Raw genomic sequence first — 16,193 nt, 5'->3', positions numbered from 1 at the left:
TCACCTTGACGAAAGAGAGAGAGTATATACTATATATAGTATCAGAATGATTGGTGATTCTAAATAAGCACAAGAGAGGGTGTTAGTGTGTTTCGTTTGGTATCTAAGTTATTTCCATTATTGTAAAGAGTTTATTGGCCAAAGGTATAGCAGTATTTTTACTGAAGAATCTCTTTTGGAAGGATTCCCTTTCGTTTTTGTAATTGATTTTTGCCGTAAAAGAGTAAACAGAGCTCTTGAAAAACGGTAGTTTAGAACGTTAGTTTTTTAGACAGCAGGAGGGAATTGTAATGCAAGCAAAAGATTGTTTTATAACTAGGGGGCTTTGCCGTTTAAGTTGTAGAATAATCGCTTATTCTCATCATAGTTTTTGAAGTTATTTGATGAGGAATTCTGTTATGTTCAGGAAGCTGTCTATTATTTGAAAATAACCACATGTTTTGCGTACAATTTCTGTTTTTTGTTATTCTTGAGTACCTATAAAATTATTAGATTGACCTTTCAGGGTTGATTGTTTGGAATTGTGAAAGTTGAAGAAAATGTCGATCACTATTTATAGCAAACCATCTTGTGTCCAATGTGATGCTACACGCCGCGCTTTTGATGCAAAAGGCATTCATTATCGTGTTGTTGATATTTCCTGTGATGAACAAGCATACAGTTTTGTTCAATCTCTGGGGTATCGTCAGGTTCCTGTCGTTGTTTGTGGTGAAAATCATTGGTCTGGTTTTAGACCAGATATGATTAGTGGTCTTTGTGCTTAATGGGGCTTATTGTTTATTATTCGAGTGCAACGGGTAATACAGAACATTTTGTCTCGCAGCTTGGTCAACGACTCTTCAAAATTGATAAAAGAAAGCCTTCTGCATTGGTTGCTGAACCTTATGTATTGGTTATTCCTACATATGCAGATGGTGAAGGAAGAGGGGCCGTGCCGAAAGCCGTTGTCCAGTTTCTTAATGAAGCTGAGAACCGAAAATTAATTTGTGGTGTTATTGGCGGTGGGAATCGTAATTTTGGTCGCTATTATAATTTAGCAAGTAAAATTATTGCTGAAAAATGTTGTGTACCTTGCCTTTATCGTTTTGAGCTGCGTGGAACTGATGAAGACGTTATTTATGTAAAAAAGGGATTGGAAAGATTTTGGAAACAATTGGTATAGGACAATCGCAGAAATCGGATCAGATTACTGATTATCATGCGTTGAATGCAATGCTTAATCTTTATGATGAAAATGGTCATATTCAATTTGATATGGATCGGCTTGCTGCGCGGCAATATTTTCTTCAGCATGTTAATCAAAATACAGTTTTTTTTCATAACCTGAAGGAAAAAATAGATTACTTAATAGAAGAAGGTTATTATGAAAAAGCTTTATTTGAGCTTTATGATTTTTCTTTTATTAAAAAGCTTTTTAAACGTGCTTATGCATTTAAGTTTCGTTTTCCTACCTTTTTAGGCGCATTTAAGTATTATACCAGCTATACACTGAAGACTTTTGATGGGAAACGTTATCTTGAACGTTATGAAGATCGCGTCTGTCTTGTAGCTTTATATTTGGCACAAGGGAATAAAGCTCTTGCTGAAAGTTTTGTGGATGAAATTATTACAGGACGTTTTCAACCGGCAACACCGACATTTTTAAATGCTGGGAAAAAACAACGAGGTGAATTGGTTTCGTGTTTTTTGCTACGTGTTGAAGATAATATGGAATCGATAGGTCGTTCGGTTAATTCGGCTTTGCAGCTTTCAAAACGTGGTGGAGGTGTAGCGCTTTGTTTAACGAATTTGCGGGAAGCAGGGGCGCCAATTAAGCAAATAGAAAATCAGTCCTCAGGTGTTTTACCGGTGATGAAACTCTTGGAAGATTCTTTTTCTTATGCCAATCAGCTTGGGGCACGACAGGGGGCTGGGGCTGTTTATTTGCATGCTCATCATTTAGATATTATGAAGTTTTTGGATACAAAGCGTGAAAATGCTGATGAAAAAGTTAGAATCAAAACGCTTTCGCTTGGTGTCGTTATTCCTGATATTACTTTTGAGCTTGCACGGAATAATGAGGATATGTATCTCTTCTCATCGTATGACATCGAGCGTGTGACAGGTAAGCCCTTTAGCGATATTTCTTTAACGGAGCATTATCGTTCTTTTGTTGATAATGCAAAGATTCGTAAAAAGAAAATAAGTGCACGCGTTTTTTTCCAGACATTAGCGGAAATTCAATTTGAGTCCGGTTATCCCTATATTTTATTTGAGGATACTGCTAATCGATCGAATCCGATAGCTGGGCGCATAAGTATGAGCAATTTATGTTCAGAAATTTTGCAGGTGAGTGAGGCGAGTGAACTGGAGACAGATTTAACTTATCGCACGATTGGAAGTGATATATCCTGTAATCTTGGATCCATGAATATTGCCAAAGCAATGGAAAGTCCTGATTTTGGACAGACCGTGGAATCTGCTGTTCGTGCTCTTACTGCTGTTTCGGATATGAGCAATATTGCTTGTGTGCCTTCCATTGCGAAAGGCAATGCTGAAAGTCATGCGATTGGTTTGGGACAAATGAATTTGCATGGGTTTCTAGCGCGTGAGCAGATCTATTATGGGTCTCCAGAAGCGATTGATTTTACCAATATCTATTTTTATATTGTGACATATCACGCCATACGGGCTTCCAATTTAATTGCGCACGAACGTCAAGAAATGTTTGCAGGGTTTGAAAAATCAGCTTATGCAGATGGACGTTTTTTCGAAAAATATATTGAAAAAGAATGGAAACCGCAATTTCCGCTTGTGCAAGAGCTTTTTGCACGGAATAATATTGTTATTCCAGATCAAAAGGATTGGCAGGAACTCAAAAAATTAGTTATTGAGTATGGGCTTTATAACCGCAATTTGCAGGCAGTTCCACCTACGGGATCTATTTCCTATATTAATCATGCCACTTCTTCCATTCATCCAATTGCTTCAAAAATTGAAATTCGCAAAGAGGGAAAAATTGGGCGCGTTTATTATCCCGCTCCTTATATGGATAATACGAATTTGAATTTTTACCAAGATGCTTATGAGATTGGTCCTGAAAAAATTATAGATACCTATGCTGCTGCAACACAGCATGTTGATCAAGGTCTTTCATTAACATTATTTTTTCCTGATACAGCGACCACACGTGATATTAACCGTGCACAAATTTATGCTTGGAAAAAGGGAATCAAGAGTATTTACTATGTACGATTACGGCAAGTAGCATTAAGTGGAACAGAAGTTGATGGCTGTGTTTCGTGCAGTTTATAGGAGATCATCATATGACAAAGATTACAACCAAAAATCCTGTTGTGTGCGCTGTTAATTGGAATAGATTACATGATGAGAAAGATCTTGAAGTATGGAACCGCTTAACTGGGAATTTTTGGTTACCTGAGAAGGTTCCACTTTCCAATGACATTCCCTCATGGTCAAGCTTAACGGATGAAGAACGCAAGCTAACGATTCGTGTTTTTACAGGACTAACGCTTCTCGATACAATTCAAAACACTGTAGGAGCCATTTCGCTTCTGGCTGATGCGATAACAGAGCATGAGGAGGCAGTTTTGACGAATATTGCCTTTATGGAAGCTGTTCATGCACGTTCTTATTCCTCTATTTTTTCAACCCTTTGTTCGACGGTAGAAGTTGATGATGCGTTTAGATGGTCAGAAGAAAATATTCATTTGCAGAAAAAGGCTAGATTAGTACTTGAGCGTTATGAAGCAAATGATCCACTTAAGAAAAAAATTGCTTCGACTTTGCTGGAAAGCTTTTTATTTTATTCTGGTTTTTATTTGCCCATGTATTGGGCCAGTCGCGCTAAGTTGACCAATACAGCAGATCTCATTCGATTAATCATTCGTGATGAAGCAGTCCATGGTTATTATATAGGTTATAAATTCCAATTGGGCTTTGCAAAGCTTGATGAAGCCAAAAAGAAAGAAATTAAAGATTTTGCTTTTAACCTGCTCTTTGACCTTTATAATATCGAGTGCAAATATACTGAAGATCTTTATGATGCACTTGGATTGACAGAAGATGTTAAAATTTTTCTTCATTATAATGCTAACAAGGCTTTAATGAATTTAGGTTTTGAAGCTCTTTTCCCCCCTGAGGTTTGTCGTGTTAATCCCGCTATTTTGGCAGCTTTATCACCAAACTCTGACGAAAATCATGACTTTTTTTCAGGGGCAGGTTCTTCTTATGTCATTGGCAAGGCGGTTGCTACTACGGATGATGATTGGGAATTTTAATGTTTGCATGCAAATAGAAGTGCGCGGGGTATTCCACTTAGATCTTTGCGCACTTCTAAACATTGAAAACCATTTTTTTCAAACAAATTGCAGGCTTCATTTTCTTGAGAGAAACCAATTTCAACAGCGACATAGCCGTTTTCTTTTAAGTAATTGGCTGCTTCATGGGCGAGTTTTCGATAAAAATCAAGTCCATCTTCCCCTCCTATCAGAGCGCGTAATGGGTCATGTAAGCGCACTTCTTTTGCAAGTTTTTTGATATCTTTTGCGGGAATATAAGGTGGATTGGAAACAATAAAATCAAAGCGATCTGTGACAGAATCAAACCAGTCGCTAAGAAGAGGTGTGAAGCGGTGTGCTACTTCAGCATTTTTTGCATTTTTTTTCGCTGTTTTAAGGGCATCTTCAGAAATATCGACTGCCACCGCATAGGATTGGGGAATTTGTTTAAGGAGTGCAATAGCAATGGCGCCACTTCCTGTTCCCATATCAAGGAATGTTGTTCTTCTCGAATTTTCGACCTGTTTTTGGAGAAAAGGGAGAACAAGATCTATCAGCGTTTCTGTATCAGGACGAGGTTCTAACGTCTCTTGAGACAATGTAAAAGATATACCATAAAATTCTCGTGCTCCTATAATACGGTAAACGGGTTCGCCTGCAATACGCCGTTGTAAAGCCTGTTCTATTTGTATAATATGCTCAGAAGATAGATGCATATCTGGTTTAGAAATTCTTTCAGCAGCATTTATTCCTGTTATCCATTCAACGAGTATTTTCGCATCGAGATCGGCTTCAGCAATCCCTTTCGTGCGCAATTTTTCTTGCATTTGTTGGATAACATTCTTGAAAGAATATTTGCTCAATTATTATCCATTTCCATCAGCAGTGTTGTTTGATGATCTGAGATGAGTGCATGAAGAAGTTCATCAAGATCTCCCTCTAGAATGCGATCAAGCTTATACAAGGTTAGATTAATACGGTGATCCGTGACACGTCCTTGTGGAAAATTATAGGTACGAATACGTTCTGAGCGATCACCAGAACCAACTTGGCTTTTACGAGAAGCTGAACGTTCACTTTCCGCTTTTTGTCGTTCGATATCGAATAAGCGTGCCCGTAAAATTTGAAGGGCTCGTGCTCGGTTCTGATGTTGTGATTTTTCTGCTTGTACGACCATAATTCCTGTTGGAATATGCGTGATACGAACAGCTGAATCCGTTGTATTAACATGCTGTCCTCCTGCTCCGGATGCACGCATTGTGTCGATACGAATATCTTCAGGACGAATATCAATATCAATATCTTCAGCTTCTGGAAGCACAGCAACGGTAGCAGCAGATGTATGGATACGCCCACCTGTCTCTGTTTCAGGGATGCGTTGCACACGATGAACCCCTGATTCATATTTCAATTTAGAAAAGACACCTTTTCCTGAAATGGTAGCAATAATCTCTTTATATCCGCCAACTTCCCCCTCACTAAGTGAAATAACTTCTACTTTCCAATTGTGAGCATGGGCATAACGTTCATACATGCGGAAAAGATCACCGGAAAAAAGTGCTGCTTCTGAGCCACCCGTTCCTGCTCGAATTTCAACAATAGCGTTTTTTTCATCAGCAACATCTTTAGGCAATAACAGAATTTGGAGTTCTTTTTCAAATTGCTCCACTTTTTTATATAACGATGGTAGCTCTTCTTGAGCAAGATTACGCATCTCTATATCTGTTTGTTTATCATTGATAATCGTTTCTAATTCTGTAATCTCTTCATAAAGAGCATTTAATGCGCGTATAGAGGTAATAACGGGTTGTAGTTCTGCATATTCAGAAGCTAATTTGACATATGTTTCAGCATTTGGATTCGTCGTCATTTGGCTTTCAATTATTTCAAAGCGTTTTTCAAGCTGTCTCATACGATCTTGTGGCAAAGAAACCATGATAATATTGGCCTAATTTTTCATAATACAATTTTTATAATATTTTGTTGCAATGATTTTTTGTTATAATATTGGCAATGAATTACCGTATAGCATCATACAAAGAGGGGTAATAAAGCAATTCTTTTTTTTTGCCAATGAAAACTATTATATTTTAAAGGTAAATTTTTATAAAATTTGATTTGCCTGAGGTATTTTATCTAATGATATATGATTACTTTTTTAAGAGTTTTTTTTTCCGTAAAGTTCAAGGCGGTGATGAATAATATCATAGCCAAGGGATTTTGCAATTTCCTCTTGCAGCTTTTCAATAACATCAGAATGAAACTCGATAACTTGTCCTGTTTCTATATCAATGAGATGATCATGATGTTGCCCATCTGCTTGCTCAAAACGAGATGGACCACCACTAAAGCTATGGCGATGAATTGTTCCATTTCCTTCTAATATTTTCATGGTTCGATAAACAGTTGAGAGTGAAATATTCGAATCTATTTTGTTTGCACGCTGAAAAATTTCAAATGCATTAGGATGATCATTTGTATCAGTCAAAATATCAAGAATAACTCGTCGTTGACGTGTTACTCTTAAACCAGCTGTGCGCAATTCTTGCTCATAATTTCGCTTTTTATTCATTTGCATAATTTGCTTTTCAAACAAAGGCTCCATGACAGTGTTTGTATTTTTTTTCTGAACCGCAAGGACAACGCTCATTACGTCCAACTTTTCCCCATGTGGTTATATCGTTAGGGTCACGATCTTGTGGATTAACAAATCTATTTTCTTGTGATCGTGCCCATAAGGTGGGAGCATTTTCTTGACTTTGATCATTAAAGACAGAAGAAGCAGCATCAGTTTGCTCAGGCATGGTCGGTTCTGTGGGGTGTTGAATGATTTCAAAGCGCATAAGCTTAGAAGTGACAATTCGGCGCAAATTTTTCAACATACTTTGAAAGAGTTCAAATGATTCTGTCTTATATTCATTGAGCGGATCCCGCTGCGCATAACCACGAAACCCAACAACAGAACGCAAATGGTCTAAACTCACCAGATGTTCACGCCATAACGTGTCAATAGTTTCGAGCAATACTGCTTTGTGAAAATAAGCCATAACTTCTGGAGAATATCGTTCAGTACGCTCATTTTCAAGTTTTGTAACAGCATCTGATACACGCTCTAGAATTTGCTCCTCGGCAATTCCATCTTCTTTTGCCCATTCTTCCACTGGAAGCTCAAGATTAAAGAGTTGTTGAAGCTCTTCTTCGAGAGTTTTTGCATCCCATTTTTCAGAATATGTCCCTGATGGAATATAAGCCTCTACGAGATCCTCTACGACTTCATTGCGCATTTCAAGGATCATTTCTGATAAATCATCTGCGTTCATAACCTCCATACGCTGTTCAAAAATAACCTTGCGTTGATCATTCATGACATCATCATATTTTAGCAGATTTTTACGAATTTCAAAGTTTCGTGCTTCGACCTTTTTTTGCGCTTTTTCAAGGGCTTTATTAATCCATGGATGGATAATAGCTTCATTTTCTTTCAATCCAAGTTTTTGCAGCATACTATCCATACGGTTAGAGCCAAAGATACGCATAAGATCATCTTGAAGAGAGAGAAAGAATTTTGAGCGACCAGGATCGCCTTGGCGACCAGAACGTCCACGAAGCTGGTTATCAATACGACGGCTTTCATGACGTTCAGTAGCGATAACGTAAAGCCCTCCAGCCGCTAAAGCTTTTTCTTTAAGCTTCTGAACATCTTTTTTTATTTCTTCAATTTTAGCTGTCCGCTCTGGACCTTCGGGGATATCCTGTAACTCTTGTCGGATGCGCATTTCAACATTACCACCAAGCTGTATATCCGTACCGCGTCCTGCCATGTTGGTTGCAATGGTGAGAGCTCTAGGAACTCCTGCTTGCGCAATGATATATGCTTCTTGTTCGTGATAGCGAGCATTTAAGACTCTAAAATCGGTAATGCCTTCTTTTCGCAAACGCTCTGCCAATTGTTCTGATTTTTCAATAGAGGTTGTTCCAACAAGAATAGGCTGTTCTTTTTCGTGTGCTTGACGGATATCACGCACAATTGCCCGATATTTCTCTTCTGCTGTTCGATAAATCTCATCATCTTCATCAATACGTTGTATTGGCAAATTGGTAGGGACTTCGACAACGTCAAGACCATAAATATTTCTGAATTCTTCGGCTTCTGTTGTTGCAGTTCCAGTCATGCCAGATAATTTTCTATACATACGGAAGTAATTTTGGAAAGTGATGGAAGCAAGTGTCTGGTTTTCTGGTTGAATAGCAACATGCTCTTTAGCTTCTAACGCTTGATGAAGTCCTTCAGAATAACGCCGCCCAGGCATCATTCGCCCTGTAAATTCGTCAATAATAACGATTTCATCATTGCGAACAATGTAATCTTTATCACGAGCAAACAGTTTATGAGCTTTTAGAGCATTATTGACATGATGAACGATAGCGACATTTTCTATGTCATAAAGACTCTCACCTTTAAGATGCCCAGCTTGTTCGAGCATTTTTTCAATTTTTTCAGTACCAACTTCGGTAAAGGTCGTTGTTTTTTGTTTTTCGTCTATTTCATAGTCTTCTGGAGTTAAGGCAGGAATAAATGTATCAATAAGGTTATAGAAGTCAGTACGATCTTCTAGAGGACCAGAAATAATAAGGGGGGTACGGGCTTCATCAATAAGAATCGAATCAACTTCATCAACAATTGCGTAATGATGTCCACGTTGGACCATTTGACTATGATCGAAGGCCATATTATCACGCAAATAATCAAAACCTAGTTCATTATTTGTGGCATAGGTAATGTCGCATGCATAGGCCTCTCGGCGGGCATCACTATCAAGATCATGAAGAATCACGCCTGTTGTAAGCCCTAGAAAACTAAAAATTTTCCCCATTGTTTCAGCATCACGACTGGCGAGATAATCGTTTACTGTCACAACATGAACGCCTTTACCTTCCAATGCATTGAGATAAATTGGTAGAGTTGCCATTAATGTTTTACCTTCACCAGTACGCATTTCAGCTATGCCACAGTCGTGAAGGACCATTCCACCAATAAGTTGCACGTCAAAAGGACGCATGTCATAAACACGTTTTGCGGCTTCACGAACAGTCGCGAAAGCTTCTGGTAAGAGCAAATCAACACTTTCACCTTCACTAAGACGTTTACGAAAGGCATCTGTTTTTTGGCAAAGCTGCTCATCACTTAATTTTACGAATTGTTCTTCCAAAGCATTAATTTGTGCAACTTTTTGGCGGAGTGCTTTGAGATGTCGCTCATGAGCTGAACCAAAAAACTTACGGGCAAAAACACCTAAACTGACCATCTCTGGCCCTTTCTTTTAATTGTTGTCACTCTTGTTGGGTAATTCATATGCTCTCCCCATACTCTACATTTCCTTCAGGTTGTCTGATATCATTGGAGACATCATGAAATGCAGATGGTACCATTATACTTGCTGGTGTGCAATTTTTCACTCTAATTGTAAAGTAGAGATAAGAGGCTAAGCGCTTTATGTCAACTTTAAGTATGCTATTTAACTGATACAATACAAAGTAATTTAAGATACAATATGTCATTTTTCTCTATTATCATGCTTTTCATCTGCATTAGATAGGATTGGAGAAACTGAGATAAAAGGATAATTTTATACTTTTTTAAAATAAATTACTAATTTATTTCTCTATGTTTAAAGATTAAAGTGTTATGTTAAAGAAAATTGGAATCTTGAACCTGCCTTCATTTTTAAGGAGTATATTTATGAAATTTAACTTTATCACGCTTTTTTTAGCATCAACTTTATTGGCAAGTACAAGTTTAGGGGTGAGAGCCCAAGAAGGTTTGAATTCATCGTCGAATGATTTAAAGACTTTGGAGAAAGCTTCTGAAAAAGCCGTTTCTCCTTCTCATGTTATGGCGGTTATTGATGGGAAAAATATTACAGTAGGCCAATTGGATGATTTAGCACTTGAAATAAATCCTAATTTAGCACGTTTTCCTGATGAACAACGTCGTATGATGGTTCTAAAAGCTTATTTAGATATGCAGGCACTTGCAAAAGCAGCAAGAAGCAAAGGTCTTGATAAGACAGAAGCTTACGATAAACGTATGGCAGTCATGCGTGACAATGTTCTTCAACAGCTTTATTTTAAACAGGCGATTGTTGACAAAATATCGGATACTGATTTGGAAGCTCTTTATAAGCAAGAAGTTGCTGCTTTACCTAAAGAGGATGAGGTTAAAGCGCGTCATATTTTGGTCAAAACGAGAAAAGAAGCAGAAGCTATCATTAAGCATTTAAATAAAGGCGAAAATTTTGAAGAGATTGCAAAGAAAAGTTCAACAGATGGTTCTGCTGCCGTTGGGGGTGATCTTGGTTATTTTAGCCATGGTCAAATGGTCAAGCCTTTTGAAGATGCTGCATTTGGTTTGAAAGTTGGCGAATACACTAAACAACCCGTTGAAAGTCCTTTTGGTTGGCATATTATTAAATTAGAAGATCGTCGTTTGAAACAACCTCCTGCATTTGATGATGTTAAAGAGATGTTGCGGACACAGCTGATAAAAAAGCGCTATCAAGAACTGATTGTTGATTTGCGTAGCAAGATGGATGTGAAATACCCTGATCCTAATGTTACAAAAATCATGGAATCGCTTCATCAAAATGGGACGCTACTTCCCGATGAGACATCAGATGAAGAAGATACAGAATAGCTAGGAAAAATAAGTGGATAGCCTCTTTAATAGATAATTTGCTAAGTTAGTTTTGTTCAAAAAGCCTAGCAGTTTTCTATGAGGGGTTATTGATCTGCAATCATTTCATTTATTTTTACAGAGAGCATATTGTGGTTTTGAAAATTTCTCCTTTGTCGCCTCAAAAGATTCAGGAGCTTTCTTCCTTATCTGGGGTACGGATAGCAACAGCTGAAGCTGGGATTAAATATAAAGATCGTACAGATCTTCTTTTCATCATATTCGATAAGCCAGTGAGTGTGGCCGGTGTTTTTACCCGTTCAAAATGTCCGTCTGCTCCTGTAGAGCATTGTCGTGCATCGCTTCCTCATGGGGTTGCGAGGGGTGTTGTTGTGAATTCTGGAAATGCAAATGCTTTTACAGGAAGAAAAGGAAAGCACACAACCAATGAAATCATCTGTGCAGCAGCAAACGCTTTAAAGGTTAGAGGAGATGAAATTTTTATAGCTTCTACGGGGGTTATTGGTGAGCCAATGGATGCATCGGGTATTGTCAATCTTTTACCAAGTATGGCAGAGACAGCAGAAGAGGGAAATTGGTTGGAAGCTGCAAAAGCCATAATGACAACGGACACATTTCCAAAACTTGCGACGCGCACTTTTGACTGTGGGGGAGAGCGTGTTACCATTCATGGAATTGCAAAAGGTGCTGGTATGATTGCACCCGATATGGCGACAATGCTGTCATTTGTGGTTAGTGACGCTACTATTTCTTCGGATGTACTCCAATCCATGTTATCAGAGGCAGTTGAGGGTTCTTTCAATTCAATTACTGTTGATAGCGATACTTCAACTTCAGATACGCTTATGTTGTTTGCGACAGGAAAAGAACATTTCCCATGTCTTACAAGTAAATCTGATCAGCGTTATGGAGTTTTTGTGAAACAATTGAGTGCACTTTTGCATGAACTTGCACTACAAGTTGTTTGTGATGGCGAAGGTGCTCGTCATTTAATTGAGGTTAATGTGATGGGTGCTACAACAAACAATGCAGCTAAAACTATTGCTTTATCAATTGCAAATTCACCGCTCGTAAAAACGGCTATTGCTGGTGAAGATGCGAATTGGGGGCGGGTCGTTATGGCAGTTGGGAAGGCCGGTGTTGAAGTCGATCGTGATCTATTGACGATTTGGTTTGGTGAGCATCGTGTGGCCGTGAATGGCGTACGAGATCCTGAGTATTGTGAAGAGACAATAGGTACTTATATGCAAGGTAAGCACATCACAATTCGTGTTGATATCGGTTTGGGTAAGAGCACGGCGACGGTTTGGTCTTGCGATTTAACAAAAGAGTACGTTATGATCAATAGTGATTACAGAAGTTAATGGATGCACTTTATATTTAACAGTTTATTATTTTTCAGAGCAAATGGGGTATGTGAGCTCTTTTAGGAGCAGAGGGGATATGATAGAAAAGTCAGTTATCTTTATGTTCCCTATTGGGGAGTGATATGTGTATGAAAAGTTCCATTCTTCTTGTTGTTGCATGTGCACTGTTAGATCAAAATAATCGTGTTTTGCTTACCAAGCGTCCTGAAGGAAAATCGCTGGCTGGTTTATGGGAGTTTCCTGGTGGAAAGGTTGAGCAAGGTGAAACTCCAGAAATTTCATTGATTCGTGAACTAGAAGAAGAGCTTGGTGTGTATGTTCAGGCAAATAATTTACACCCTTTAACATTTGCAAGTCATAGCTATAAAACATTTCATCTCTTAATGCCATTGTATCTTTGTGACCATTATGAGGGCGTTGCGCAAGGACGAGAAGGGCAAAATTTAGAATGGGTTTTTATTAATGATCTTGATAAATACCCTATGCCTGATGCTGATAAACCATTGGTTCAGGTATTGAAAAATCACCTTCTTTAATGTGTTATAAGAAGGAAATATTGTTTAAATATAAATCAATATATTGAGTTATAATAATAATTTATAATTTTTTTTATGTTGAATGGGGAAGTCCAGGGTCATAAAAAATTTTTTCATTTCAAATCTGTTTTATGTTAAATTAATCAAAATCATTCTTTTGCACGTTCCAAGCGGGGCGGGTCATGTGGATAAAATTATTTAAGACAGAAATAAATAAAATACGTGCTGAAAGAACACTCTTCAATAGCCAAGGGTTATCGCAACATTGAGAATTGGCAAAAAGTGTATAATGATGCCTTTGCGCGCTTCGTAAGCATAAAAATGGTGGTAGATAATGGATTTATACTTTTCGCGATTATTATTGAGAGATTGTCTTGGATGCATCGAGAGATATTAGGAGTATTTATTTCATAAGATATCGATAATAGGAAAAATTTCAAAAAATGTTGCTTTTGATTAAGAGGGGCATATCCCTTACGTAATATAGAACGCCATTGTGTTGCATATTTACGGGGTTGTTTAAAAGAGACATCTCGCAATATTCCAAAGCCCATTTTGTGCTGGCACTCGTGAATGGTATAATGGTAAAGCCTTATAAGATAAAATCTATTGAGCGCCACTATCTTTACGCTTATGAAGGAGTAAGCTGGTTCCAATGTTAGTTATGATAGCTCTTGGCATTTGAGAGCATTCAGAAGGGATATTTTTTCTTTTCGTAATCATTTTTACTTATACATCAATTTCGCTTGTGATGAACAAGCAAGCGATTTTGATTGATTCAACATAAAAACAGATTTGAAATAAGAGAATTTTACGATATTTAGAATGCTTGATGCAGAGCGAATGATGGATAGTTATCCTTATAAATCAATCTATTGTATAATAAAAACATTCAATTAACTTTTTATAGGAGGCATGTATTAAGTTTCTTGCATTGGACGACGTTTTGCGATGGGATATTGATTTTTTTTAGCTATACGCGTAATTGCCTCTTCTAATGGCTCGATCATAACGTCCATGGAAAAACCATTTGCATGAATAATATTTTCATGATCAACCATAATAGCAACATGATCTTTCCAAAAAATTAAATCGCCTCGTTGAAGTTTATCAGTATCTGTAAGAGGACTGCCTATAGTTTTTTGCTGCATATCGGTGTCACGTAAAACTATTTGATCAGTCATCATCATAGAGAGCTGAATGAGTCCCGAACAATCAATTCCAAAACCGCTGATACCACCCCAAAGATAAGGTGTACGGATAAAGGTTTCTGCAACTGTGACATAATCTTCATATACGCGTCCAATGGGGCTGAGATGGCTCGTAATGATTGCTGTTCCATTTTCAAGAATAGAATACATTGTGTCACGGACTTCAATTTCATCAACAACACTGACTTTGCTTCCCATAGATAATGGGGATACTATTGGTCCACGTAAGTCAGCGTGTAAATATTTAAATGTGCGTGGTACTGAAACCACATGGGTTTGTTTTATGGTTGATGTACAAAGAACTTTTGTATCAATATAACCAACATAACCATCTTTAAGGGATTGCCCCCACGACATCGTTTCCCCTTGTTCAAAAATGAGAAGTTCTTCTCCCAATAAGCATTCTGTTTGTCTTTCACTTTTTTTACTATTTTCTTTAAAAAGTCCAGCGACCGCTGTATTAACACGTTTTTTTTCACCTTGAACAAAGCGCTGGGCTGTAATTTCTGTTTCAAGACGTTGATCTGCTAGATCATCTCTGAATGCATAAAGCCTTGGGTCTTTAGAGATCATCTTTTTGCTGTCCATTTTGTTACTCCTTACCTTTAAACAAACTCATGAAAACTGTATTGGTAAGGTTTTTATCCTCAAACAAAACTAAGAACACAGTGTAAGACCAATTATTCTTTAAGCTGCAAAATTGTCCATTTTTGTGGATATTTGTGTCAAAATTCATTTTTAAAAATATTATAAAGGGCACGAATAGTTTGTGCTGATCCACCAATAGGGTATCCTGGTTTTTCTTTTGGAACCCATCCATAAAGGTCAAAATGCGCAAAATGTTCAGCTTTTTCAACAAAAGAATTAAGAAATAAAGCAGCCGTTATAGAACCAGCAAAGCTATTTCCAGTTACATTGTTAAGATCAGCAATTGGTGATGATAACATCTCTTGGTAAGGTTTCCAAAGGGGCATTTGCCAAAGAGGATCAAAGACAGCGTGAGCAGATTCAGAAATTTGTTGTGCCCATATTGAATCATTACAATAAAATGCGGGAAGATCTGGTCCTAATGCTATACGCGCTGCCCCTGTTAAAGTAGCCATACAAAGCATGAATTGTGGACTTTCTTCATCACCATAGGCGAGTGCATCGGCAAGGACAATTCGCCCTTCAGCATCTGTATTACCTACTTCAACACTTAAACCTTTACGACTTTTGAGAATATCACCTGGTCGGTAAGCATTCCCAGAAATTGCATTTTCTACAGCTGGAATCAAAACGCGTAAACGGAAAGGCAATTTTGCGTCCATGATAAGTTTAGCCAATCCCAAAACGTTTGCTCCACCCCCCATATCTTTTTTCATAAGCAACATGTTATTGGCTGATTTAATATCGAGACCTCCAGTATCAAAAGTTACGCCTTTGCCCACCAACGTTATTTTAGGATGATGTTCTTGCCCCCAGAGTAACTCAATCAGTCGTGGTGCAGTGCTGCCTGCTCGTCCTACAGCATGAATCATCGGAAAGTTATGGGTTAAGAGATCGTCTCCACAAATACTTTTGATATGAGCACCGTAGGTTTTTCCTAGTTTTCGAGCTTCTTTTTCGAGAGCATCAGGGTTCATATCATTGGCTGGAATATTAATGAGATCACGGACGAAAAAGACAGCTTCATAAATTCGTTGGAGCTCATTAAGATCAATAGCCTCATTGACATGGATAGATAATGATTTGAAAGAAGAATTTTGACGATAGCGATTAAATTGATAGCTACCAAATGCCAATCCAAGATAGGTATTTATTTCATCAGAGGTTGTACCTTCTAAATGCCATTGACCAGCAGGAAGCTTTTGAGCAAGCAGTCCTGTGATAAAAGGATCGTTACCATTGCCAATTCCAAATAAAACTTTTTTTAAATGTCCCGTTTCGTGAGGAATAAAGAGTATTTGTCCTGCTTTACCAGTAAAGTCATTAACTTTTATCCATGCTGTTGTTGACGCATCAAGTGATAAGTTGGCAAGAGTTCTTTGGTTTACCAAGATGATAGGGCAACTGTTATCGATACGCGTTGAGGTAAAATGAATGTGGTGGTGCTGCATAGTTAT

The 16,193-nt window shown here is 37.9% G+C and carries 13 protein-coding genes; 7 read left to right on the top strand and 6 right to left on the bottom strand.

Features of this window, described 5'->3' with window-relative positions:
- Positions 1-539 precede the first annotated feature (539 nt).
- The 4 genes from nrdH to nrdF are packed head-to-tail and all read left to right on the top strand — an operon-like array spanning position 540 to position 4,280.
- The gene (gene nrdH, locus ACFIK1_RS01640; RefSeq protein ID WP_005774163.1) at positions 540-764 is read left to right on the top strand and encodes a glutaredoxin-like protein NrdH; all 225 of its coding nucleotides are present in this window, start codon (positions 540-542) and stop codon (positions 762-764) included.
- Positions 764-1,162, top strand: coding sequence for a class Ib ribonucleoside-diphosphate reductase assembly flavoprotein NrdI (gene nrdI, locus ACFIK1_RS01635; protein ID WP_375661925.1), 399 nt, complete (start codon positions 764-766; stop codon positions 1,160-1,162). Before nrdH ends, nrdI begins: the two co-directional genes overlap by 1 nt.
- Positions 1,144-3,294 carry a class 1b ribonucleoside-diphosphate reductase subunit alpha gene (gene nrdE, locus ACFIK1_RS01630; RefSeq protein WP_375633944.1) on the top strand — a complete coding sequence of 717 codons (2,151 nt, stop codon included), beginning with the start codon at positions 1,144-1,146 and terminating at the stop codon, positions 3,292-3,294. The genes nrdI and nrdE overlap by 19 nt, the downstream gene beginning before the upstream one ends.
- Positions 3,295-3,305: 11 nt before the next feature.
- Positions 3,306-4,280 carry a class 1b ribonucleoside-diphosphate reductase subunit beta gene (gene nrdF / locus ACFIK1_RS01625; protein WP_012754609.1) on the top strand — a complete coding sequence of 325 codons (975 nt, stop codon included), beginning with the start codon at positions 3,306-3,308 and terminating at the stop codon, positions 4,278-4,280.
- On the opposite strand, the gene prmC is transcribed toward nrdF, so the two are convergent.
- From prmC to secA, 4 genes are all read right to left on the bottom strand, one after another.
- Positions 4,277-5,143: a peptide chain release factor N(5)-glutamine methyltransferase gene (gene prmC / locus ACFIK1_RS01620; RefSeq protein ID WP_375618057.1), complete on the bottom strand. Its 867-nt coding sequence runs from the start codon at positions 5,141-5,143 to the stop codon at positions 4,277-4,279. The genes nrdF and prmC overlap by 4 nt on opposite strands.
- A complete protein-coding gene (gene prfA / locus ACFIK1_RS01615) occupies positions 5,140-6,216 on the bottom strand; it encodes a peptide chain release factor 1 (RefSeq protein ID WP_375633948.1) in 1,077 nt (358 codons plus the stop codon). The genes prmC and prfA overlap by 4 nt, the downstream gene beginning before the upstream one ends.
- 222 nt (positions 6,217-6,438) lie before the next feature.
- Positions 6,439-6,930: a Fur family transcriptional regulator gene (locus ACFIK1_RS01610; RefSeq protein WP_375618055.1), complete on the bottom strand. Its 492-nt coding sequence runs from the start codon at positions 6,928-6,930 to the stop codon at positions 6,439-6,441.
- Positions 6,869-9,586: a preprotein translocase subunit SecA gene (secA, locus tag ACFIK1_RS01605; protein WP_375661924.1), complete on the bottom strand. Its 2,718-nt coding sequence runs from the start codon at positions 9,584-9,586 to the stop codon at positions 6,869-6,871. The genes ACFIK1_RS01610 and secA overlap by 62 nt, the downstream gene beginning before the upstream one ends.
- Positions 9,587-10,020: 434 nt before the next feature.
- On the opposite strand from secA, the gene ACFIK1_RS01600 reads away from it, so the two are divergent.
- The 3 genes from ACFIK1_RS01600 to mutT all read left to right on the top strand — a co-directional run bounded on the left by ACFIK1_RS01600 (position 10,021) and on the right by mutT (position 12,877).
- A complete protein-coding gene (locus ACFIK1_RS01600) occupies positions 10,021-10,974 on the top strand; it encodes a peptidylprolyl isomerase (protein ID WP_375661923.1) in 954 nt (317 codons plus the stop codon).
- A gap of 131 nt (positions 10,975-11,105) precedes the next feature.
- Positions 11,106-12,338 (top strand): bifunctional glutamate N-acetyltransferase/amino-acid acetyltransferase ArgJ, encoded by a 1,233-nt coding sequence (gene argJ / locus ACFIK1_RS01595; protein ID WP_375661922.1) that lies wholly within the window; start codon positions 11,106-11,108, stop codon positions 12,336-12,338.
- Positions 12,339-12,463: 125 nt separating this feature from the next.
- Positions 12,464-12,877, top strand: a complete 414-nt coding sequence (gene mutT / locus ACFIK1_RS01590; RefSeq protein WP_375661921.1) for an 8-oxo-dGTP diphosphatase MutT — start codon at positions 12,464-12,466, stop codon at positions 12,875-12,877.
- 920 nt (positions 12,878-13,797) lie between these two features.
- Here mutT and ACFIK1_RS01585 read toward each other — a convergent pair.
- Both ACFIK1_RS01585 and ACFIK1_RS01580 read right to left on the bottom strand, forming a co-directional pair.
- Positions 13,798-14,661, bottom strand: coding sequence for an NlpC/P60 family protein (locus tag ACFIK1_RS01585; protein ID WP_375661950.1), 864 nt, complete (start codon positions 14,659-14,661; stop codon positions 13,798-13,800).
- 152 nt (positions 14,662-14,813) lie between these two features.
- The gene (locus tag ACFIK1_RS01580) at positions 14,814-16,187 is read right to left on the bottom strand and encodes a M17 family metallopeptidase (RefSeq protein WP_375661920.1); all 1,374 of its coding nucleotides are present in this window, start codon (positions 16,185-16,187) and stop codon (positions 14,814-14,816) included.
- Between the last annotated feature and the right edge of the window lie 6 nt (positions 16,188-16,193).

This window comes from Bartonella sp. OC16QHHD (genome assembly GCF_042194035.1).
In the GTDB taxonomy this organism is placed as follows: domain Bacteria; phylum Pseudomonadota; class Alphaproteobacteria; order Rhizobiales; family Rhizobiaceae; genus Bartonella.
This window is presented reverse-complemented; position numbering and strand designations above follow the sequence as displayed.